This window comes from Undibacterium sp. RTI2.2, from assembly GCF_035018705.1.
Classification (GTDB): Bacteria; Pseudomonadota; Gammaproteobacteria; order Burkholderiales; family Burkholderiaceae_D; genus Undibacterium.
The window spans coordinates 82,878-102,980 of sequence record NZ_JASJXN010000016.1 but is presented as its reverse complement, the minus strand read 5'-3'; the positions used below and the strand labels follow the sequence as shown (position 1 = coordinate 102,980).

Sequence of the window (20,103 nt, the reverse complement as noted above, 5' to 3'; positions counted from 1 at the left end):
GATTACATAAAATATTGTGAGTAAGATGAAATAACATTAAGTCTGAGTGATCTGAGTGACTTAGCTTGATTCAGAATAATTAAATTTGAGGAAAAAATGAACTTCACGCAATTGAGCGACCTCGTCTTGCACTTTGATCATTACCTCGGAGCCATTAGCGATCAATATGGCGCACTGGTATATGGCGTCATATTTGCCATCGTATTTTTAGAAATGGCGGTACTACCGTTATTTTTTCTTCCGGGAGACCCTTTACTCTTCATCAGCGGCACGTTTTGCGCTACCGGCACATTGCATGCTGGCGTACTGATACCACTATTATTTATCGCCGCTGTTACTGGCAGCACAATCAACTACTGGATCGGTCATGCGATCGGACAGAAAGTATTTGCCAAAAATTATAAATGGCTCAATCGTTCCGCGCTGCAAAAAACTCATACGTTTTATGAGAATCATGGCGGAGTTACCTTCATCATGTCGCCGTTCATTGCTGTGGTTCGTACCTTTGCACCGTTCATTGCCGGCGTTTCAAATATGACTTTTTCTAAATTTCAACTATTTAATATTGCAGGTGCTGCGATCTGGGTCATTTCGTTGGTGCTGGGTGGGTACTTTTTTGGCAATATCCCATTGATTCACAATCATCTTAACGCGATTGTTTTACTGGGCGTTGGTGCAGGAGTTGGTTCGCTGGTGATTGGCGGATTATGGAAGTTCATTAAAAACAACGGATCTGTCACTTAACTCTGTAAAAAATGAGCGATGCCAGTGATAGAAAATGGCAGCGACAGATTACGGATATCAGCATCGCTTTATGTCGATACCCAAATAAAAAGCCCGAATTGACTTCGGGCTTTTTATTTTTACTCACTTCAAAAATCAGATGTTAAAAATCAAATCCCAATTTTCTCTAACATACCACCAAGCTCACGTAAGACTGGTTCCAGCTTAGGATGTTGCGCTGCAAATTTTGCTGATAGTTCTTGCGATCTTTCGCTTAAGGCGGCAAAGACCGGATCGTCCGGGCTGTCATCTTTATCTAAAACATGATGAATATCATTACTGAGTTCTTTTAACAACGATCTCAGTTCGACATCTGCCGTATCCACTACTTGTGTGCCCTCTTGCCCGGCCGTTCCTGCACCTTCTTGCAAACCTTCGTGTAATTGCTTCAGCAAATCTTTCAGGTTTTGTTTGTCCATTTTTTGTTCTCCAGTCAATGATTCTTTATTCAGTGTAGTCCCGTCAGTTACGAAACACCAGCACCACTGCCTCTGCGGCGATGCCCTCTTCCCTGCCAAGGTAGCCAAGACGCTCGTTGGTTTTTGCTTTGATATTGACTTGGGCAATGCTGATTTGTAAGTCTGCGGCAATATTGGCAACCATACTGGGTATGTGAGGGGCCATTTTAGGTGCTTGAGCGATGATGGTCGCATCGAGATTGCCCACCTGATAGCCGGCCTTGCGCAAACGTGCAACCGCTTCACGCAAGAGCACGCGCGAATCCGCACCGGCAAATTGTTTGTCGGTATCTGGAAAATGGCGGCCAATATCTCCCAAAGCAGCTGACCCAAACAATGCATCCGTAATTGCATGCAGCAACACATCCGCGTCCGAATGCCCAAGTAAACCGGTTGTATGTGGAATATCGACACCGCCAATAATCAATTTACGCCCTGTTACTAAGGCATGGCAATCGTATCCCTGGCCGATTCTGAATGGCGGAAAGGCAGGTGTTTCAGCGGAAGCTTCAATTCTGTTCGATGGTTCAGTCATAGCATTCTCAAAATACAAAATATGTCAAATTATGGGGAGTATAGGCAGAAAATGGCATTGATGTCCATATATTACATGGACAATAAATAATACTACATCCCAGTATAAATATACGCTTTAAGAAGAAATCAGATAGGATTCAAGCAAAGTCAGATCACTCGGCAAGGTCACCTTCAGATTACAGGCATGTCCTTCTACCAGTATAGGAACCTGTCCGGTAGCTTCCATCGCGCTGGATTCGTCGGTTATTTCGACTGCGGCGTGGAAGCTTGCATCTAACGCAGCACTCAGCGCAGCATGCCGAAACATTTGCGGCGTTTGTGCCAGCCACAAACCGTCTCGGCTAATCGTCGTGACTTTGCCATTGGCCACACGTTTGACGGTATCGACCACCGGTAGCGCCAGTAAACCGCCGGTTGTATGGTTGCCGACTTGCTCAATCAACTTGCTGATCAGAGCCGGCGTCAATCCCGGACGTGCCGCGTCATGGACCAGTACCCAATCTTGTCCGCCGATTTTGCCATTGAGCTTGTTATGTGACTCTATAGCATCGAGTCCATTCCGCACGGTTTCACGCCGTGTCGCACCGCCACAGCGCAGGATGCTGACCTTATCCAGTCCGGCCAGCGCCTCTTCCACATAAACATCTTCCGCGCTGACCACTACATAGGTGTGGCTGATCGGCGGTGAAGCCAAAAATGCCTGCACCGTGTGACGCAAAATGGTTTGACCGGCGACGGTCAGGTACTGTTTAGGCACAGCGCCACCCATGCGGACGCCAATACCTGCGGCGGGGATTAGCGCAAAGTAAGTCACTGGAGCCGTTGGTGTTGTAATTTTCGGGACAGATGTCATCAAAGCAGGATGCTCCAAAAAAGCTGGTTCAGCTTCGTTTATAATTGAGACACATTTTAACCTCCAACATCTTGGTGGCAAAACGCATTTGCGGGCATGAACAGTAATAGTTTCAATATTAATCAATTGTTACCATGCTCCTATTTTATAGTGCGATACCCCCAGCCACACAGAATAGCCAACCAACTCCGCAATGTCATTTGATCTCGTTAAGTCGCTTCCGAAAGCGGGCAATCGCTTTGTACTTCCCACATTACATGGTTCCGCCGACGCTTATGCATTAGCGCAAGCGACAATTGCACTCAAAGCGCAGCAGCGCATGCTGAGCGTGGTGGTCGCCAATCCGGCAGATGCGCAACGTCTGCTGGATGAAATCCCCTGGTTTGTGCCGACGCTACGCTGCCATTTGCTGCCTGATTGGGAGACCTTGCCTTACGATGCGTTTTCGCCGCACCAGGATCTGGTGTCGGAACGATTATCGACCCTGCATGAAATCCAAATTGGTAATTGTGATGTCTTGCTGGTACCTGCTACCACAGCGCTGGTGCGGATGGCGCCTCCCTCGTTTTTAGCTGCTTATACGTTCTTCTTCAAACAGGGCGAAACCCTGAATGAAGCCAAGCTTAAAACGCAGTTAACGCTGGCAGGTTATACCCACGTATCGCAAGTGATGTCGCCGGGTGAATACTCAGTGCGCGGCGGTTTGATCGATTTGTTCCCTATGGGCTCGGTCCTGCCGTATCGACTCGATTTATTCGGTGACAGCATCGAAACCATCCGTACCTTTGATGCAGACACGCAGCGGTCTTTGTATCCGGTGCGTGAAGTGCGTTTATTGCCAGGGCGTGAATTTCCGATGGACGAAGCGGCTCGCACGGCGTTCCGTGGTCGCTGGCGTGAGACCTTTGAAGGCGACCCTTCGCGCTCCATGGTGTACAAAGATATCGGCAACGGTATTGCGTCTGCTGGGATTGAATATTATCTGCCGCTGTTTTTTGAAGAAAGTGCGACCTTATTCGACTATCTGCCAAAACATACGCACTTCACACTGATTGGTGAGATTGATGAAGCGATCCAGCGGTTTTGGGTAGATACCCGCTCACGTTATCAATTTCTCAAATCCGACCGAGAACGTCCAGTCTTGCCGCCAGAATCGATTTTCTTAAGTGACGAGAATTTTTTTACTGAGCTGAAGTCATTGTCGCGCTGGGTGATAACGACTGGTGACGCTGCGTCCAAGGCCAATTCAGAAATTTCTGGTCTGTTGCCCGATATTGCCGTTAATCGTCGCGCCGATGATCCGCTCACCAATTTGCGCTCTTTTTTGCTACAAACAGACAAACGCGTGATGATCTGCGCGGAAACCTTGGGCCGACGCGAGACGCTGCAACAATATTTCAATGAATACGATATCCGCCTGACGCTGTGTGAAGGCTATGATGACTTCATCACAGGCAGCGACAAACTCATGCTGGGCGTTGCGCCCTTGCATTCGGGCTTTATATTAGCCGATGGCGTTGCCTTCATCACTGAAGCCGAGTTATACGCCGGATCAGGCAAGCGCATTGGTCGCAAAAAGCAAGAAGCCGTCACTCAGGTCGAGCACTTGGTGCGTGATTTGTCCGAACTCAAAATCGGTGATCCGGTGGTACACAGCAATCACGGTATCGGTCGCTACATGGGCTTGATCAGTATGGATCTGGGCGAAGGCGAAACCGAGTTTTTGCATCTGGAATACGCCAAAGATACTAAGCTTTATGTACCTGTATCTCAGTTGCATGTCATCTCCCGCTACTCCGGCGCTTCGCCCGATGATGCACCTTTGCATAGTCTGGGTTCTGGTCAATGGGAAAAAGCCAAGCGTAAAGCGGCGCAACAAATTCGCGATACTGCCGCAGAGTTATTAAACCTCTACGCACGCCGCGCTTTGCGCCAAGGCCATGCGTTCGAGTATTCACACAAAGATTACGAAGCCTTTGCCGACAGCTTTGGCTTTGAAGAAACCGTTGATCAGGCCGCTGCCATCACCGCCGTCATCGGCGATATGACGTCCGGCAAACCAATGGACAGACTGATTTGCGGCGACGTTGGTTTTGGTAAAACAGAAGTCGCTTTACGTGCCGCCTTTGTCGCGGTCATGGGCGGCAAACAAGTCGCCATCCTTGCGCCGACCACGCTATTAGCGGAACAGCATGCACAGACATTTGCCGATCGTTTTGCTAACTGGCCTGTAAAAATCGCCGAATTGTCGCGTTTCCGCTCCGGTAAAGAGATCGCTCTTGCAATTAAAGGCATGGGCGACGGCACTTTGGATATCGTGATTGGCACTCATAAATTACTGTCTAATGATGTCAAGTTTTCACGTCTGGGATTAGTGATTATTGACGAAGAACACCGCTTTGGTGTGCGTCAGAAAGAAGCACTTAAATCGTTACGCGCAGAAGTCGATGTATTGACACTGACTGCTACGCCAATTCCACGTACTTTAGGCATGGCACTGGAAGGCTTGCGTGATTTCTCCATCATCGCGACGGCACCGCAAAAACGACTAGCGATCAAAACCTTTGTGCGTAGCGAGAACGATTCTGTCATACGCGAGGCCTGCCTGCGCGAGCTAAAACGCGGCGGACAAGTGTATTTCCTGCACAATGAAGTCGATACCATACAAAACCGAAAATCCATGCTGGAAACGCTAATTCCAGAAGCACGCGTCGTTGTCGCTCACGGTCAAATGCATGAGCGCGATCTAGAAAAAGTCATGCGTGATTTTGTCGCCCAGCGCCATAACATTTTGCTCTGCACCACGATTATTGAGACTGGTATCGACGTTCCAACAGCGAACACCATCATCATGCACAGAGCGGATAAATTTGGTCTGGCACAGCTGCATCAACTGCGCGGACGTGTGGGCCGTTCACATCATCAAGCTTATGCTTACCTGCTGGTGAACGACGTACAAACCCTGACCAAACAAGCAGATCGCCGGCTGGAAGCGATTCAGCAGATGGAAGAACTGGGTAGCGGATTTTATCTGGCAATGCACGATTTAGAAATCCGCGGTGCGGGTGAAGTCTTAGGCGATAACCAGTCTGGCGAAATGCATGAGATCGGCTTTCAGCTTTACTCAGACATGCTCAATGAGGCCGTACGCTCGCTCAAAAATGGTAAAGAGCCAGATCTGGCAGCGCCACTATCTAGCACGACAGAAATCAATCTGCACATCCCTGCCCTATTGCCAAACGACTTCTGTGGTGATGTGAATGAGCGTCTCTCCATCTATAAGCGCCTTGCTAATTGCACCAAACAAGATGCCATCGACAATTTGCAAGAAGAGATGATCGATCGTTTTGGTAAATTACCAGAACCGGTCAAATCTTTGCTAGAAACGCACCGACTGCGTGTCGCGGCCAAACCTTTAGGTATCATCAAAATTGATGCACATACCGAAGCAGCCACTTTGCAATTCGAACCCAAACCGCCGATTGATGCGATGAAGATTATCGAGTTAGTACAAAAAAATAAGCATATTAAAATTAATGGTCAGGACAAATTGCGCATTACTGCCAATATGCCAGACTTGGCAGCACGGGTTGCAAAAATCAAAGCAACCTTACGCGCATTGCATTAAGCTAAAAATATAAACCAAAATCCATCCATATCAATTCAGAATAAAAATGCATTTAACGATACAAGGCTTAAGGCAAATTTTAAAAAGTGATCTTGCGCTGATCAAGCATATCGCTAGCGTCACGCATGCAGAACGCATTCTTGCGATTGGAACGCATGCCGTCCGCCTCGACAATCTGCGCTGCGATAAAGAGCTTAACGTGCTGAAAGCGCAAATTGAAGCAGATTGTCTGGCAGCGCATCTTGATGTGACTTTTAGCGATGTATCTCGCACCTTAGCCGACTTTAAGCTGGTCGCGATGGATATGGATTCCACCCTGATTACGATTGAATGCATCGACGAAATCGCTGATATGCAAGGGCTAAAACCACAAGTCTCAGAAATAACCGAAGCTGCCATGCGTGGTGAAATTGAATTTCAAGAAAGCCTGACGCGTCGGGTTGCTCTATTAAAAGGTCTGGATGCAGGCGCGTTGCAAAAAGTCTATGAGGAGCGCTTACAGTTGTCGTCAGGCGCAGAAAAGATGCTGAAGACGGTACAGCAAGCAGGTTTAAAAACCTTGCTGGTCTCTGGTGGATTTACCTTCTTTACCGACCGCATGAAGACTCGTTTGAACCTGGACTATACCCATGCCAACGTGCTGGAAATTGATCAAGGCAAACTGACCGGTAAGGTCATAGGTGGCATCGTCGACGCAATAGAAAAACAAAATACGGTAGAACGTGTCGCCGCCGAAATGGGTATCACCACCGATCAAGTCATCGTCATGGGTGATGGTGCCAATGATTTGAAAATGATGAGTATCTCAGGCATGTCAGTTGCCTTTCGGGCAAAACCCGTTGTCAGAGCGCAAGCTGATGTAGCGCTTAACTTCGTAGGACTCGATGGCATGCTCAATGTACTGCATACTTTTCATTAGAACCAGAATCTAGTAGGCCAGTGATCTCGATCAGCCCGTCTTTCAGCCGGGTTTTTTTTGGATTTTTTTCGCTCTCGTCGACCAGAAAATAAAAATAGTACGGACGTACGATTTTTTAAGCTAAAATAGTTTTATAAATAGAACTGACTTAAAATCATTACAGCAAAGCGCAGTCAAGACGACTGTGCCGTCCCAAGGATAGGAGCACTACCTTAGCTAAAGTGACAGGCGTCAGTCCGCATAAAATAAAAACACTCAACTGCAGTGAAATAGGAGACAAGATGTTTGAAGAATTTATGGGCACAATGCCCGTCGCCGATCGTCAAAAATTTGATGTGGCTACATTGGCTGATTACATGCGCCAGCATGTTGAAGGCTTTGATGCAAAAGCTGCAGACGGAATGACCGTAGAGCAATTCAAAGGCGGTCAGTCGAACCCTACTTTCAAAATCACCGCCGGAAATCAACGCTACGTGATGCGCGCCAAACCTGGTCCGGTCGCTAAATTACTTCCCTCCGCACACGCAATTGAACGCGAGTTCAAGGTAATGAATGCCTTGAATAAGGCGGGTTTCCCCGCGGCTAAACAATATGCACTGTGTACTGATGAAGACGTCATCGGTCGCGCTTTTTATATCATGGAATTTGTCGATGGCCGCGTCCTATGGGATCAATCCTTGCCGGGTATGACGCCATCCCAACGAGCCGAGATTTATGATGAGATGAACCGCGTTATCTCGCAATTGCATACGATTGATTATGCCGCCATTGGTTTGTCAGACTATGGCCGCCCAGGCAATTATTTTGCGCGCCAGATTGATCGCTGGACCAAGCAATACAAAGCGTCAGAAACCGAAAAAATTGAGGCAATGGACAACCTGATTGCTTGGTTGCCAAATAACATTCCGCCTGGCGACGACACCAGCATCGTTCACGGCGATTATCGTCTGGATAATATGATGTTCCACAAAACTGAACCCCGTATTTTGGCGGTATTGGATTGGGAATTATCTACCCTCGGCCATCCGCTGGCAGACTTCTCTTATCACTGCATGAGTTGGCATGTTACCGCCGGACAGTTCCGGGGCACCAAAGGTCTGGATCATCAAGCGCTAGGTATTCCGAGCGAACAAGAATATATCGCGAAATATTGTGAACGAACTGGCAAAACAATACGTCAGGAAGATTTCAGCTTCTATCTCGCCTATAACATGTTCCGCATGGCAGGTATTTTGCAAGGCATTATGAAGCGCTATGTCGATGGCACAGCATCCAGCGCGCAAGCCAAAAAATCTGGTGAAGCCGCACGGCCAATGGCGGAATTAGGTTGGAGTTACGTCAATAAGTAGTCAACACAAACGCGCAATTTCTGACTAGCCTTAAAAATACCGCAAGCAGTTAAAACAAAAGCACAGTTTCAGCGATAGCAGCAATAACAGCAAGACAAACCCATCAGGAGACAAGCATGGAATTTGAATACTCAGACCGTTGCAAGGAACTACAAAGTAAATTACTCAAGTTCATGGATCAGCATATCTATCCGAACGAGAAAGCCTACAAAGAAGAAATCGACCGCAACGGCACAGAAAAAGGCAATCGCTGGATTGCTACTAAAATCATTGAAGACCTCAAGCCAAAAGCACGTGAGCAAGGTTTGTGGAATCTGTTCTTGCCAAAATCGGCACGTGCGCCAGAAGGTTTATCCAATCTGGATTACGCACCGTTGTGCGAAATCATGGGTAAAGTCAGTTGGGCGCCGGAAGTATTCAATTGCTCTGCTCCCGATACCGGCAATATGGAAACCATTGAACGCTATGGCTCCGAAGAACATAAAAAACAATGGCTAGAGCCTTTGCTGCGAGGTGAAATCCGCTCCGCGTTCGCCATGACAGAACCTGGCGTCGCCTCATCCGACGCCACTAATATTGAAACTCGCATCGACCGGGATGGCGATCATTATGTGATCAATGGTCATAAATGGTGGATCTCTGGCGCGGGCGATCCACGCTGCTCCGTGTACATTTTGATGGGCAAAACTGACTTCAATGCGGCACGTCATTCACAACAATCGATGATACTGGTTGATGCCAAAACACCTGGCATTACTGTAGTACGTCCTCTGCCGGTTTTTGGTTATGACGATGCGCCCCATGGCCACTGCGAAATTTTGTTTGAAAACGTACGCGTGCCAGCATCCAATTTATTGTTGGGTGAAGGTCGTGGTTTTGAAATCGCTCAAGGTCGTCTTGGCCCTGGTCGTATCCACCACTGTATGCGCGCCATCGGCGTCGCAGAACGCGCATTGGAACTCATGTGCAAACGTCTGAACAGCAGGGTCGCTTTTGGTAAAAAAGTCTCGGAGCAAAGTATCTGGCGTGAGCGGATAGCAGAATCCCGTATTCAGATCGATACAGCACGTTTGTTGACGATGAAAGCAGCGTACCTGATGGATACCGTCGGTAATAAGTTTGCCCAGGCAGAAATCGCCATGATCAAAGTATTAGCGCCGAATGTGACTCAACAGGTACTGGACTGGGCAATTCAGGCGCACGGCGCAGGCGGCGTATCGGGCGACTTCCCATTGGCAGCACAATGGGCAGGCAACCGTACCTTGCGTCTGGCCGACGGTCCAGATGAAGTGCACCGCAATGCCATCGCTAAATTAGAACTGGCAAAACATATGTCGTTGCCCGGCGAAGAATTGAGCTTGCCTATCACCCGTTCGTAATTAATCATCTGATCAGACCGTAAGGCATAATCCAAAAAGCGTGTCGGCTCTACTTAGAGCGACACGCTTTTTTTTAGCCGAAAATTTCTATTAGGATTTGAGATGTTGACGGATGCACTCTCGCGGCAGTTCTGATGCGCGCTTGTTGTCAATAAGACGCTCATGGACAGCCATGAGCAACGAAGGACCTCAAAAATGAGCGAAATACGCCGTCAGCACTCAAATAGATCCGCTGATGTGCATAATGGAAATCTCGATTAATCAGCATCCAAACTACGCAATAGGAAAATATATACTCCTACCACGTATATATAAGTAGTCCAATAGATACTTGGACTATAGCTAATATTTTTAATATTGAATGGGGGAGTATATTAAATCTCCTTCTTATTCACTTCGAAAAAGTCTACCCGAGAATGCCAATAAGTTGCCACCGTCGTCGCCAGCAACACGATCAGACAACCGACCATCGTCCTAACTGACGGCGCTTCATTCAAGATAAAAAACGCCAGTGCAATTCCATACACTGGTTCTAGCGAAGTCAATAGACTTGCAAACCGGGCCGAGACGTGACGCAAGCTAAACATAAACAGACCGTGTGACAAGGCTGTAAACACCACGCCGAGCAAAACCAATCCCCACCATACTTCAAGCGAGATATGGGTAACAGCATCGTAAAAAATCACCATTGGCAGCAGACTTAGACATGCGACGCTGTTTTGTAAAAAGGCCAGCTTAAATGGCGGAATCGCCTCGCCCTGCCACCGATTCGCCAGTGCTAATAAGGCGAAGCTCAAACCCGACATCACACCCAACAACAAACCAAGTACCGCGTCGCCATGTAAAGCCAAACCATCTGCAGACAGTCCAGCGTCGCTCACCATTACCGCCATACCGATTACCACCGCTAACGCCGCGATCCAATCACGTCCAAGCCGTTTCTCCTTAAACCACCAAGGCTCCAACCAAGCCACGAATAAGGGAAAACTTGCAAAGCCAATCAAACCAAAAGCGACTGGAGCCACCTTCAGTGAAGCAAAAAAACTCAGCCAATGTACCGCGAGCAATAGTCCGCATAAGATCACTGTTTTAGGCACTCCACCCAAAGACAATTGTCTCTGCATCAACAATATCGGCAGCAAGCTTAAGGCAGCAAATAAAGTACGTCCAAAAACCAATACCAAGGATGTCGCAGCCAGAGCTTTACCCAAAACGCCTGCACTGCCAAACAACAGTACCGAGAGATGGAGGGCAAGAATGGCCCGAGCACTATTATTTTTCATAAAATTACTGTTAGGATACAAATTAGGTGTCCTGAAAATTTTGTCATGAGTAAATTTCGGTGAACATGTATCGAATCTTGGCACGTCATTCTGTATTTGGACTCCACCTGTTTAAAACTCACTTCCACTTTAATCGCTCCGTAGATCAATCCAACAAGAGGCTCTCATGATTGCGTATGTCCTTGGATGTATCAAAGCAATCAACGATGCCGTCCGGGACAAATATTTTCTGACCTGGTTCATTCCCTTGGTCGTCGTCACGATCACGATTACTGCCGGTTTATTCGAGTTATTTGGATTCGACAAAACATTTAAAATCGCCAATCTCTCTATCACGCACTGCCGCAACTTAACCGACACTGAAGCTTTGTCGATGATCCTATGTATATTTATCTCGACATTTAGCTGCATACTAGTCATCGGTGAATTAATCAACTTCGCCGAAAATCGCCGAAAAAACCGGCCAATACATTTACGCGAATTTATATTTAGTATTTTCTTGTCGACGGTCAGCGTCTTAATTACTTATATATTGGCGCACCGGTGGTGTCATTAAAAGTTTCCACATTCTCTCGCATTGACGCGAATGATCTCGATCTTTTGGAAACCAGAAAATACATTGAGCCAGCACAAGCTAACTGGAATGATTTGGTCGCTGTTAGTCTACAAAGAACTAAACAGATTGCAAAATCTGTTTTGCCAACGTGACAACTGTATCCCGCAGCTCTGACGGGCTTTGTACTTCCCAATCAAAAGGTAACGAGACAAGTTGCCGAGCGAACCAAGTTAAATCGTCGGACTGGTTGTACAGCATTACGCCTGAATCAGTTTGCGCTAACAATCCGATCGCATCAAATAAATGGCCTCGAGCAGTTTTTAAGTCAGTTTTCAGTAAGACTGTATTCGAGAATGAACGTGGGATAGTTGCGACTGATTCGCGCAAATGTGTCAGCGCGTTGAACTCAACAGGCCGTCGAAAGCATTCACTCAACAGCTTTATGGTCTTGATACGGTCAAGTCTAAATGTCCTTATTCCGGCACGCAAATGACACAGTCCGACCACATACCAATTACCCAAATAGAAAACCAAACCATACGGATCAAAGTTCCGTTCACTTTGATGGGCTTGTGCTGAACAATACCGTATATAAACGCGTTGTTGCGACATCGTGGCAGCGCTCAACGTCACCAGTACGGCATTGTCATCTGGCGCGGTAACATGTGCCAAATCAAGTTGAACTGCTTCATCAATTGCTTTCAATCGTTGTTGCAGTCTAGCAGGCATGATTCGTTCTAATTTCGCTTTGGCACTCTCAACGGCAGGAGCCGCCTCTGAGAAGCCTAAATTGCGTGCGGCTAGCAATCCCAATGCTAAGGCCAGCGCTTCATCATCCGTAAACATCATCGGTGGTAGCTTGTAGCCTGGCATTAGCGAATAGCCGCCATATCGCCCACGCTCGGCCATGATCGGAATACCGATTTCTTCTAACGTCACGATGTAACGCCGCAGAGTACGTCGGTCTAATCCGAGCCTCTCAGCAAGCTCAGCGCCGCTTAATTGTCTGTGCGTTTGAAGCAATTCCAATACCGCGAGTACGCGAGTTGCGGCTTGTGCCATAGATAAATTTCAGAAAGATGAGAATATTTAATAGGCCTTAAATTGTCCTATATGATCGATATTCTATCGTTTTATCACCAAATTATCCCTCGCGGAACATACATTAATGATTGGAACAAAATGAAAACCTCCACGAAGATGTCGACGGCATCCGATTTCGACTTCTTTATCGGCCGCTGGACAGTAAAGCACCAGCGTCTAAAAGAACGACTTTCAAACAATGACGAATGGATTGAGTTTGCTGGCACGACAATTACTCAGAAAATTCTGGGCGGCCACGGTAATTTTGACGACAATATGCTCCTGCTACCAGATGGGACCTATCGTGCTGCAACCATACGTTCATATGACCCTGCAAGTGGATTGTGGTCAATATGGTGGTTAGATGGACGTCATCCAGGCAAATTGGACACCCCGATGGTAGGGCAATTCGACAATGGCGTCGGTACGTTTTACGCCACCGATAGTTTTAACGACAAAACAATTTTAGTTCGATTTTTGTGGACACAATCCGCGCCGGATATGCCTCGCTGGGAGCAGGCTTTTTCTGACGACGAAGGCGCGACTTGGGAAACCAATTGGGTGATGCATTTTAGCCGTGAAGTTTAAAATCTTTGCGCTGTGATGCGCGGCGATATCAGACTTAATATAACGCCGATTTCATAGACAGCGAACGCTAAAAATGAATCTCTTTGTGTTGTCTCTATCCCTATTTTACGGAATTGGCTTGTTCATTTTCAAGTAATAAACAAGCCAATATACGCTTTCAGATAACCGCTAATTAGTGCTGCATTCTTGCATTAAGCAAAGAGCGAATAATTATAAAAACATCCCACCGGACGCTTCAATTCTCTGCGCGTTTATCCAGCCACTGTTCTCGGACAAAATAGCAGCGATTGCACCACCGATGTCATCTGGAAGCCCTACTCTTCCGAGGGCAGTTTGACTTGCGACAAAGCTATTGAGCTGTGCATTATCTCTCACTGCACCGCCACCAAAATCAGTTTCAATCGCGCCTGGAGCGATGACATTGACAGTAATCCCTCGAGGTCCCAGCTCTTTTGCTAGATATTTCGTCAATACTTCAATAGCACCCTTCATCGACGCATAAGCCGCGTAGCCAGGAAGTGCGAATCTGGTCAAACCAGTTGATACATTGAGTATGCGTCCGTGATCTGCGATCAAGGGTAACAAATGTTGGGTCAAGAAAAATACGCCTTTAAAGTGGATGTTGACCAGATTGTCGAATTGCGCTTCGGTCGTTTCCGCAATCGCCGCGTGCGAGCCAACGCCAGCATTGTTAAGCAAAAAATCAAACTGCTGACGCTGCCATTGCCGCTCTAATATCTGCGAAACTTGGCTTGCGAATGCAGCAAAAGTCGATGCGTTACCCACATCCAACTGCAACGCCGCAGCATTACGACCCATTGCCTTCATCTGTGCGACGACGTCTAAAGCATCCGCTTGCTTGCTTTGATAAGTGAGGATGATATCAACGCCTTGTTGCGCCAGTTTTATGGCAGCACTTTTGCCAAGGCCACGACTACCGCCAGTGATGAGGGCGATTTTTGCCTCCGTTGACGACTTAGTTATTGCGCCAGATTGTTTTTTAGCTTGTTCAGTGTAGGGTTTGTTGACTGCATTCATCATGTTCTCCAATTGGGATTGCCCATATCAGATGGGATGAAGCGAGTTTATAGACTAGAATAACCCTAATAAAGATGCGTTAAATGATTGCACTGTTCACTTATAGCGAACAATCAAATTACAAACCTAATCTAATTGATATCAAGAAGGTCCAAAAATAAAGGAAGTCCCAGATGAATCGTTTAGAAGCCATGCAAATTTATGTAAGGGTGGCAGAGTTGGCCAGTTTTACCCAAGCCGCAGATAGTATGGGTTTGCCCAAAGCGAGTATCTCGACTGCGGTAAAACAATTAGAAGCCTTGGTTGGGACGCGTTTACTCCATCGCACCACACGCAACGTACAAATGACGCAAGACGGCGTCTTATTTTATGAGCGCAGCAAAGACATGCTGGTAGATATGGAAGAGCTCCAAACGTTATTCCAGCAAGGCGACGGGCAGATTAGCGGACGTTTACGGATGGATTTGCCGAGTGCCTTCGCCAGAAACATCGTCATTCCGCACCTTCCAGAATTTTTACAACTGCATCCGAGACTCGAAGTGGAGTTAAGCAGCACCGATCGCCGGGTTGATTTGATACGGGAAGGTTTTGATTGTGTAATGCGGGTTGGCACTCTAACGGACAGCGCATTGATCGCCCGTCCGCTAGGAAATTTGCGACAGATTAATTGCGTCAGCCCTGCTTACCTACAAAAATACGGCGCACCGCATAAGCTGGAAGATCTGGCACAGCATAAATTGATTCACTACACCAGCAACTTTGGCGGCAAGCCAGTTGGCTTTGAATATACGGATGGCGGTAAAACAAAAACCATTACCATGTCGGGCACCGTCACTGTCAATAACAGCGACGCCTATCAAGCCGCGTGCTTAGCGGGCTTTGGCATCATTCAGGCACCAGAAATAGGCACACGAGAACTAATTCAACAAGGCCGTTTGATCGAAGTGCTCAGTGACTATACGGCACAGGCAATGCCTCTATCCCTACTTTATGCCAACCGCCGCCACTTACCCAAACGTACACGGAGCTGGATGACATGGCTTAGTGAACTTGTTCAACCGTATTTAGCCTAATAAAAATTTCAATTGAAAACTTCTAAAAATCCCTTAATCGAGATGCAACGCTAGGCAGAGTTGCAACCTCGACGCAGCAATACACCGGTATTGCTGGGATTTACGACGACGCGACGTGCTCGAGTATGATGTTTTTAGAAGCCTCCAAATAGAATGTCCAATGATCATAAGGCTTACAGGCCAATATCGTGCCAGAAGGCTTAGAATCATTGGATATTCTATTTCAAATTCCTCAAAAAATTTTCAATGAATGATACAGATGGAATTGGCTGTTAGTAGCACTGCGTTAGCAGATATTAATTATTTAATCGACTTAGGCTTTAGCTCAAACATTACATCAATCGTTGCCTGTAATTTGATTGGTGGCACACGCAACAAATCCTCTCCTACGGTTTGAAGACGTGTATCGCCATCTTGCGAGTACGTATTCTCGCTAACAACACCAAAAGATGAGCCTAAACTTTTGATGCGGCTTTCCGAAATCGCCATGACTGCACCTAGGCGTTTACCTGCAATATTCACCAAACTACTAGCCTTGCGTTGAGCATCTTTGATCGCCTCACCGGCTAAATCCAGTTCAATTTTTCCACGTTCGCTAATGTCAAACGCCGTACCAAACTTATCCAGATTTTTTAACTTTAATATCGGCAACATGATGGCTTGCCAATGACTCAGGTCGCGTACTTTGATATATATATTACTGCTCAATTCGACCAGCGAAGTAGATGGGCTTTGGCTACCGTCAGTCTTGCTAACACTTCTTTTTAAATCACGGATGACGATATCGTTCTCTGCAATATTTTGTTGTGCCAACAGGGTTTTTATATCTGTTATGCGGGCTGCAGCATTATTAAAAGCCACATCTGGATCAGTATCAATAACGTTAATCTCAAACAAGATTTCGCCAAAGTCTGGCTGCACTTTGGCATAAGCAAAACCGCTTGTGTGGATGAACGGATACTCTGGCAACTGCGAAGCATCGCTATTGTTAGTGCAAGCTAAAATAATAAAAAAAGACAATATGAGTTTGAGCACTTTAAGTCCGATATCAAGTATTGAATACCAAGTATTACGTCAGCAACAACCAAGTAGCAAAGTTGTAACCATTTAACGAAAAGCTCATCGTACATAATGCCAATCTATGCCCTACTTTTTAAAGCAAGCACTACGCCGATGAACTTCTCTAGCTAGCTAATTAATTAGCACATCGAATTTAATCGAGTCTCCAAAAATACTGAACCTTGACCCATGCTAATCGTGACTTGCCATCAACTTTCCCCGGAGTTGCTTTCATGGTGCAGGCTAATAATTTTTTTGATACCGCCTCATCCAAAGCAGGAAAACCACTCGTTTTATCTAGCTTCGTTTGTTTGATGGTGCCATCACGATCAATCAATACGGACATATATACGCTACCTTCCTCACCCTTTGCCAGGGAGTCACTTGGATATTCTGGATGACACTTGTTAAATCAATGATTGTATCAGTTATTTTGTGTGTTGACGCGCTGCTAGCTTGTTTTGCGGCATTTGATTTAACAACACCACTAGTATTTGGATCAGCTTGCGGATTAGCGTGCGAAGCTGAATGTGCATACACACTTAAACAAACTGCAGATAAAGTAACTACTGACATTGCTGCTTTCCAGTTAATCGGCTGTACTTCCGGGCGCAATAATCGTTTGATACGAGACATAAGATGTCCTCCATGAGCCGCTTGGGCCAGTTGAGGGGTTGAGAATTGGAAGAGATCCAATTCTTGAAGTGCAAGAGCCAGACGCCGCGGTTCGCCTAGTATTCTTGCGGCTAGATCATCCGCAATTTATTCACGTTCTATACGGATTTGTTTTGATATCCACCACACGGCCGGGTGGTAGAACAACAGCATTTCAATCAAACTTTGAACCAGATTGACTACGTAATCAAAGCGACTAATGTGCGCAAGCTCGTGCGCTAACAAAGCTTCTAGCAACGGTGCTGGCATACCTGTCATTAGCGAGGCTGGCACAAGAATCAATGGTCGCCAACAGCCAACTGTGATCGGACTTTTTAAATCATCCACCACGCGCAAACCAATATCACGACGCACGCCAAACTGGTTTGCCAATGTAGTAAGTCTAGTTTGCCAATGTGCATTTGCCTGATTGCATAGCAAGTTGCGTTTTGTATCCGTATATCTGCTGATCCAAAACAAACCCATACCCATGCGAAAGCTTAAAATAATCACACTGACTAGCCAGCACAGAACGATCCAAAGTAAATTAGATTGCAAATAGCTGGCAAATCTCTGGGTAGACAAAGTATCTGGCATGAGATCGAGATAGGCATTGCTCAGACTGACATTTTGAACTGCCGCTCCAGAGGAATGAAGCCGATCAATCACCATAGCCGTTGGCAAAATGACGCATAAGATCAAAGCAAAACAGCTGATGGAGTATCTGATTTGTGGTCTGGCATTTCTAAAAATCATCAATAAAAAAGCAGTAGTAGAAGCAATGATGCACCCTTGCCAGACGAAGTGAATCAGCGCACAGCCAATGGCGCTAACCCATGTGTGGATAGTGGCAAAACCAGAGCTAACATTGCTACCAAACTCCGAATCAGAAAAATACAATGCCGGATACAGTAGCGATTTGATGAAATCCATCATTTCTCATCTCCATGCAAAAACTTTTGTATCTCTTCCCTCTCCTCTTTGCTGACATGACCACGCAAAGCCGCCATTACTAAATCTTTTGCAGAACCTGAAAACGCTTTATGGATTAACTCTTTCAATAAATTGGTTTGCAGAGAATCTTGTGCCTGGGCAGCGGCGTAGACGTGGGAGCGTTGGCTCTCATCGCGGTTGAGCAAACCTTTGGTATGCATGATCTGCATGAGACGCAAAACGGTCGCATACGCCATGTCTGGCCGGTCTTGTACGGCGATCTGATGTACCTGCTTTGCCGTGGCTGGACCTAGCTGCCAGATCAACCGCAGCAAATCCAGTTCGGCCGCGGTTGGCTTGGGGGCACTAGCCGATTTTTTCTTGCTTGATTTAGCAGTGGTGATAGACATGAAAGTTCCATTGATCTTTTATCGATGGAAGTAGAATATATTTTCTAGAACAGCTTATCTAGAACTATTTTTCTACATATGCCTAAAATTTATCTGGCTATCATAAATTCGTCAGTGATGATGATACGGGACACCCCAGAAGCAGGGCTTAATGATAAAAATGTTCCCATAGTGGTGCCAATGCTGCGCCTAAAGCTTGGGTTTGAACGCCGCCCTCCGCTAAGACAAGATGCGGCTCGGATGGGGCTACCCCATACCGGTGCTGTGACCGCCATAAAGTCGTGTTCTCTATCAACTGTTTACCTAGAACCGGTGGTAGCGCACCGCCAAAAACAATTGCGTCAGGATCGAATAGACCGGCCATCGCGTTGACTACCTGATCGAGTGATGGCTTGACCTCGTCTAACCAGTTGCTAACGCCCGGCCAAGTTGGATCAAATGTTTTAGTCAACTGAGCAAGCGATTCAACTTGCACGCCATTGATGCGTAATACCTCCAGCAAATATCGTAATGCCGGACGTCGCGCCGAGTCGACGCCTGGCACGCTGAAGATGATTTCACCGGCGTTGCCGTTTCTACCGTGGTAAGGCTGTCCGTCGATAATAAGACCAGAGCCAAATCCATAACCAAAGTCGAGGTAGCAAAAGGTGCGTGCCCAGCGACCGACGCCGATAAGATTTTCTCCGATTGCCGCAGCTGTTGCATTGTTCTCTATCGTGACCGGAATGCCCACCGCTTTGCTTACTAGCGGAGCGAGTTCTATCAACGACCACTCGCGCAGTGTTTCGGGGGCATTGATTTGAAGACTGTTCTCGATGAAAAACCCCGGAATAGATAAGCCCATACCCACCACTTGTTGAGACTTTATGTCGTGCTTTTCAAGAATTTGTTCGATATACGACGCAAGCGTTGCCAGCGTTGCATCCCGGTCAGATGCGGGATGTTCAATATGTTTGTGTTCAATCACCTGGCAAGACAGATCGGCCAGACATATGTCCACACTATCGGTACCCAGAGCAACGCCAATAGAAAACGCCGCCTGCACGTTAACCGATAGAGTTACGCTGGGCTGTCCACGTGTTCCTTTGCGAGGGGCGCTGGCCAGCAGTAGCCCCTTGGACAACAACTGATCTACCAGGCGATGCACCCATGGTTGGGTTAATTTCGTCGCACCAGCGACTGCGGCGCGTGGCATTGAGCCGTGCAGACGCACAAGATTCAAGACCGTGCGTTCATTGTCGGATAGTGGTTCCAAAATAACACCCATCATATATAGAACTTATGCAAAATTATCCAAGCAAGAAGCTGCAACCCAGTTTGGGCGGTTTTGCGTGAGTCCTGATATTGCCTCAGAAATTATTGATCCCGCCTGTTTATGCCAGACATTTAAGTAAATTGGGCAACGCATTTTATCTTCAGAAAAATGACTAGGCATGTATTTCCAGGATGGGTAGACAGGCTACGGACATAAACACTTGATTACTATGTCCCACAGGGTCTGCATCGTACTCGAACTGTCT

General features: G+C 46.8%; 20 protein-coding genes. 8 read left to right on the top strand and 12 right to left on the bottom strand.

The genetic code is table 11. From position 1 onward, the window contains the following. Positions 1-96 precede the first annotated feature (96 nt). The gene (locus QN395_RS10940) at positions 97-744 is read left to right on the top strand and encodes a VTT domain-containing protein (RefSeq protein WP_322118885.1); all 648 of its coding nucleotides are present in this window, start codon (positions 97-99) and stop codon (positions 742-744) included. Between the two features lie 149 nt (positions 745-893). On the opposite strand, the gene QN395_RS10935 is transcribed toward QN395_RS10940, so the two are convergent. The 3 genes from QN395_RS10935 to ispD all read right to left on the bottom strand — a co-directional run bounded on the left by QN395_RS10935 (position 894) and on the right by ispD (position 2,631). After that, positions 894-1,202, bottom strand: a complete 309-nt coding sequence (locus QN395_RS10935) for a DUF4404 family protein (RefSeq protein WP_322118884.1) — start codon at positions 1,200-1,202, stop codon at positions 894-896. Between the two features lie 43 nt (positions 1,203-1,245). Continuing rightward, positions 1,246-1,776: a 2-C-methyl-D-erythritol 2,4-cyclodiphosphate synthase gene (gene ispF, locus QN395_RS10930; protein WP_322118883.1), complete on the bottom strand. Its 531-nt coding sequence runs from the start codon at positions 1,774-1,776 to the stop codon at positions 1,246-1,248. Between the two features lie 117 nt (positions 1,777-1,893). Beyond that, positions 1,894-2,631, bottom strand: a complete 738-nt coding sequence (gene ispD / locus QN395_RS10925; protein WP_322121569.1) for a 2-C-methyl-D-erythritol 4-phosphate cytidylyltransferase — start codon at positions 2,629-2,631, stop codon at positions 1,894-1,896. Positions 2,632-2,824: 193 nt separating this feature from the next. On the opposite strand from ispD, the gene mfd reads away from it, so the two are divergent. The 4 genes from mfd (at position 2,825) to QN395_RS10905 (ending at position 9,906) form a co-directional block, all read left to right on the top strand. Beyond that, positions 2,825-6,259, top strand: coding sequence for a transcription-repair coupling factor (gene mfd / locus QN395_RS10920; RefSeq protein WP_323491967.1), 3,435 nt, complete (start codon positions 2,825-2,827; stop codon positions 6,257-6,259). A 46-nt stretch (positions 6,260-6,305) separates the two neighbouring features. After that, positions 6,306-7,178 (top strand): phosphoserine phosphatase SerB, encoded by an 873-nt coding sequence (gene serB, locus QN395_RS10915; RefSeq protein WP_322118881.1) that lies wholly within the window; start codon positions 6,306-6,308, stop codon positions 7,176-7,178. 281 nt (positions 7,179-7,459) lie between these two features. Further along, positions 7,460-8,527 (top strand): phosphotransferase, encoded by a 1,068-nt coding sequence (locus QN395_RS10910; protein ID WP_322118880.1) that lies wholly within the window; start codon positions 7,460-7,462, stop codon positions 8,525-8,527. A gap of 116 nt (positions 8,528-8,643) precedes the next feature. Beyond that, a complete protein-coding gene (locus QN395_RS10905; RefSeq protein WP_322118879.1) occupies positions 8,644-9,906 on the top strand; it encodes an acyl-CoA dehydrogenase family protein in 1,263 nt (420 codons plus the stop codon). 374 nt (positions 9,907-10,280) lie between these two features. Here the strand turns inward: QN395_RS10905 and QN395_RS10900 are convergent, their stop codons facing one another. Next, positions 10,281-11,189: a DMT family transporter gene (locus tag QN395_RS10900; RefSeq protein WP_323491968.1), complete on the bottom strand. Its 909-nt coding sequence runs from the start codon at positions 11,187-11,189 to the stop codon at positions 10,281-10,283. Positions 11,190-11,355: 166 nt separating this feature from the next. Between QN395_RS10900 and QN395_RS10895 the strand changes: the two genes are divergently transcribed. Next, positions 11,356-11,745, top strand: coding sequence for a hypothetical protein (locus tag QN395_RS10895; protein ID WP_323491969.1), 390 nt, complete (start codon positions 11,356-11,358; stop codon positions 11,743-11,745). A 117-nt stretch (positions 11,746-11,862) separates the two neighbouring features. Here the strand turns inward: QN395_RS10895 and QN395_RS10890 are convergent, their stop codons facing one another. Then, positions 11,863-12,807: a YafY family protein gene (locus QN395_RS10890; RefSeq protein WP_323491970.1), complete on the bottom strand. Its 945-nt coding sequence runs from the start codon at positions 12,805-12,807 to the stop codon at positions 11,863-11,865. Positions 12,808-12,927: 120 nt separating this feature from the next. Here QN395_RS10890 and QN395_RS10885 point away from each other — a divergent pair, with 120 nt between their 5' ends. After that, positions 12,928-13,416, top strand: a complete 489-nt coding sequence (locus QN395_RS10885) for a DUF1579 domain-containing protein (protein ID WP_322118875.1) — start codon at positions 12,928-12,930, stop codon at positions 13,414-13,416. 210 nt (positions 13,417-13,626) lie between these two features. On the opposite strand, the gene QN395_RS10880 is transcribed toward QN395_RS10885, so the two are convergent. Beyond that, the gene (locus tag QN395_RS10880; protein ID WP_416352052.1) at positions 13,627-14,457 is read right to left on the bottom strand and encodes an SDR family NAD(P)-dependent oxidoreductase; all 831 of its coding nucleotides are present in this window, start codon (positions 14,455-14,457) and stop codon (positions 13,627-13,629) included. A gap of 170 nt (positions 14,458-14,627) precedes the next feature. On the opposite strand from QN395_RS10880, the gene QN395_RS10875 reads away from it, so the two are divergent. Then, the gene (locus QN395_RS10875; RefSeq protein ID WP_322118874.1) at positions 14,628-15,527 is read left to right on the top strand and encodes a LysR family transcriptional regulator; all 900 of its coding nucleotides are present in this window, start codon (positions 14,628-14,630) and stop codon (positions 15,525-15,527) included. Between the two features lie 300 nt (positions 15,528-15,827). Here the strand turns inward: QN395_RS10875 and QN395_RS10870 are convergent, their stop codons facing one another. The 6 genes from QN395_RS10870 to QN395_RS10845 form a co-directional block, all read right to left on the bottom strand. Beyond that, a complete protein-coding gene (locus QN395_RS10870; protein WP_323491971.1) occupies positions 15,828-16,562 on the bottom strand; it encodes an SIMPL domain-containing protein in 735 nt (244 codons plus the stop codon). Positions 16,563-16,740: 178 nt separating this feature from the next. Then, positions 16,741-16,932: an energy transducer TonB gene (locus QN395_RS10865; RefSeq protein ID WP_323491972.1), complete on the bottom strand. Its 192-nt coding sequence runs from the start codon at positions 16,930-16,932 to the stop codon at positions 16,741-16,743. Next, positions 16,920-17,222, bottom strand: coding sequence for a hypothetical protein (locus tag QN395_RS10860; RefSeq protein ID WP_323491973.1), 303 nt, complete (start codon positions 17,220-17,222; stop codon positions 16,920-16,922). The genes QN395_RS10865 and QN395_RS10860 overlap by 13 nt, the downstream gene beginning before the upstream one ends. A gap of 126 nt (positions 17,223-17,348) precedes the next feature. Further along, positions 17,349-18,176 carry a M56 family metallopeptidase gene (locus QN395_RS10855; protein ID WP_323491974.1) on the bottom strand — a complete coding sequence of 276 codons (828 nt, stop codon included), beginning with the start codon at positions 18,174-18,176 and terminating at the stop codon, positions 17,349-17,351. Further along, positions 18,173-18,583, bottom strand: coding sequence for a BlaI/MecI/CopY family transcriptional regulator (locus QN395_RS10850; protein ID WP_323491975.1), 411 nt, complete (start codon positions 18,581-18,583; stop codon positions 18,173-18,175). The genes QN395_RS10855 and QN395_RS10850 overlap by 4 nt, the downstream gene beginning before the upstream one ends. 148 nt (positions 18,584-18,731) lie before the next feature. Next, on the bottom strand, positions 18,732-19,853 hold the full coding sequence (locus QN395_RS10845; RefSeq protein ID WP_322118870.1) for an ROK family protein: 1,122 nt from the start codon (positions 19,851-19,853) through the stop codon (positions 18,732-18,734). Positions 19,854-20,103: the final 250 nt, after the last annotated feature.

Coding starts and splice junctions, on each gene's coding strand:
- QN395_RS10860 (WP_323491973.1), bottom strand. CDS start 17,222: ATGTCTCGTATCAAACGATTATTGCGCCCGGAAGTACAGCCGATTAAC.
- QN395_RS10855 (WP_323491974.1), bottom strand. CDS start 18,176: ATGATGGATTTCATCAAATCGCTACTGTATCCGGCATTGTATTTTTCT.
- QN395_RS10895 (WP_323491969.1), top strand. CDS start 11,356: ATGATTGCGTATGTCCTTGGATGTATCAAAGCAATCAACGATGCCGTC.
- QN395_RS10865 (WP_323491972.1), bottom strand. CDS start 16,932: ATGTCCGTATTGATTGATCGTGATGGCACCATCAAACAAACGAAGCTA.
- serB (WP_322118881.1), top strand. CDS start 6,306: ATGCATTTAACGATACAAGGCTTAAGGCAAATTTTAAAAAGTGATCTT.
- QN395_RS10935 (WP_322118884.1), bottom strand. CDS start 1,202: ATGGACAAACAAAACCTGAAAGATTTGCTGAAGCAATTACACGAAGGT.
- QN395_RS10880 (WP_416352052.1), bottom strand. CDS start 14,457: ATGATGAATGCAGTCAACAAACCCTACACTGAACAAGCTAAAAAACAA.
- QN395_RS10890 (WP_323491970.1), bottom strand. CDS start 12,807: ATGGCACAAGCCGCAACTCGCGTACTCGCGGTATTGGAATTGCTTCAA.
- QN395_RS10900 (WP_323491968.1), bottom strand. CDS start 11,189: ATGAAAAATAATAGTGCTCGGGCCATTCTTGCCCTCCATCTCTCGGTA.
- QN395_RS10875 (WP_322118874.1), top strand. CDS start 14,628: ATGAATCGTTTAGAAGCCATGCAAATTTATGTAAGGGTGGCAGAGTTG.
- mfd (WP_323491967.1), top strand. CDS start 2,825: ATGTCATTTGATCTCGTTAAGTCGCTTCCGAAAGCGGGCAATCGCTTT.
- QN395_RS10910 (WP_322118880.1), top strand. CDS start 7,460: ATGTTTGAAGAATTTATGGGCACAATGCCCGTCGCCGATCGTCAAAAA.
- QN395_RS10850 (WP_323491975.1), bottom strand. CDS start 18,583: ATGTCTATCACCACTGCTAAATCAAGCAAGAAAAAATCGGCTAGTGCC.
- ispF (WP_322118883.1), bottom strand. CDS start 1,776: ATGACTGAACCATCGAACAGAATTGAAGCTTCCGCTGAAACACCTGCC.
- QN395_RS10845 (WP_322118870.1), bottom strand. CDS start 19,853: ATGATGGGTGTTATTTTGGAACCACTATCCGACAATGAACGCACGGTC.
- QN395_RS10905 (WP_322118879.1), top strand. CDS start 8,644: ATGGAATTTGAATACTCAGACCGTTGCAAGGAACTACAAAGTAAATTA.
- ispD (WP_322121569.1), bottom strand. CDS start 2,631: ATGACATCTGTCCCGAAAATTACAACACCAACGGCTCCAGTGACTTAC.
- QN395_RS10940 (WP_322118885.1), top strand. CDS start 97: ATGAACTTCACGCAATTGAGCGACCTCGTCTTGCACTTTGATCATTAC.
- QN395_RS10885 (WP_322118875.1), top strand. CDS start 12,928: ATGAAAACCTCCACGAAGATGTCGACGGCATCCGATTTCGACTTCTTT.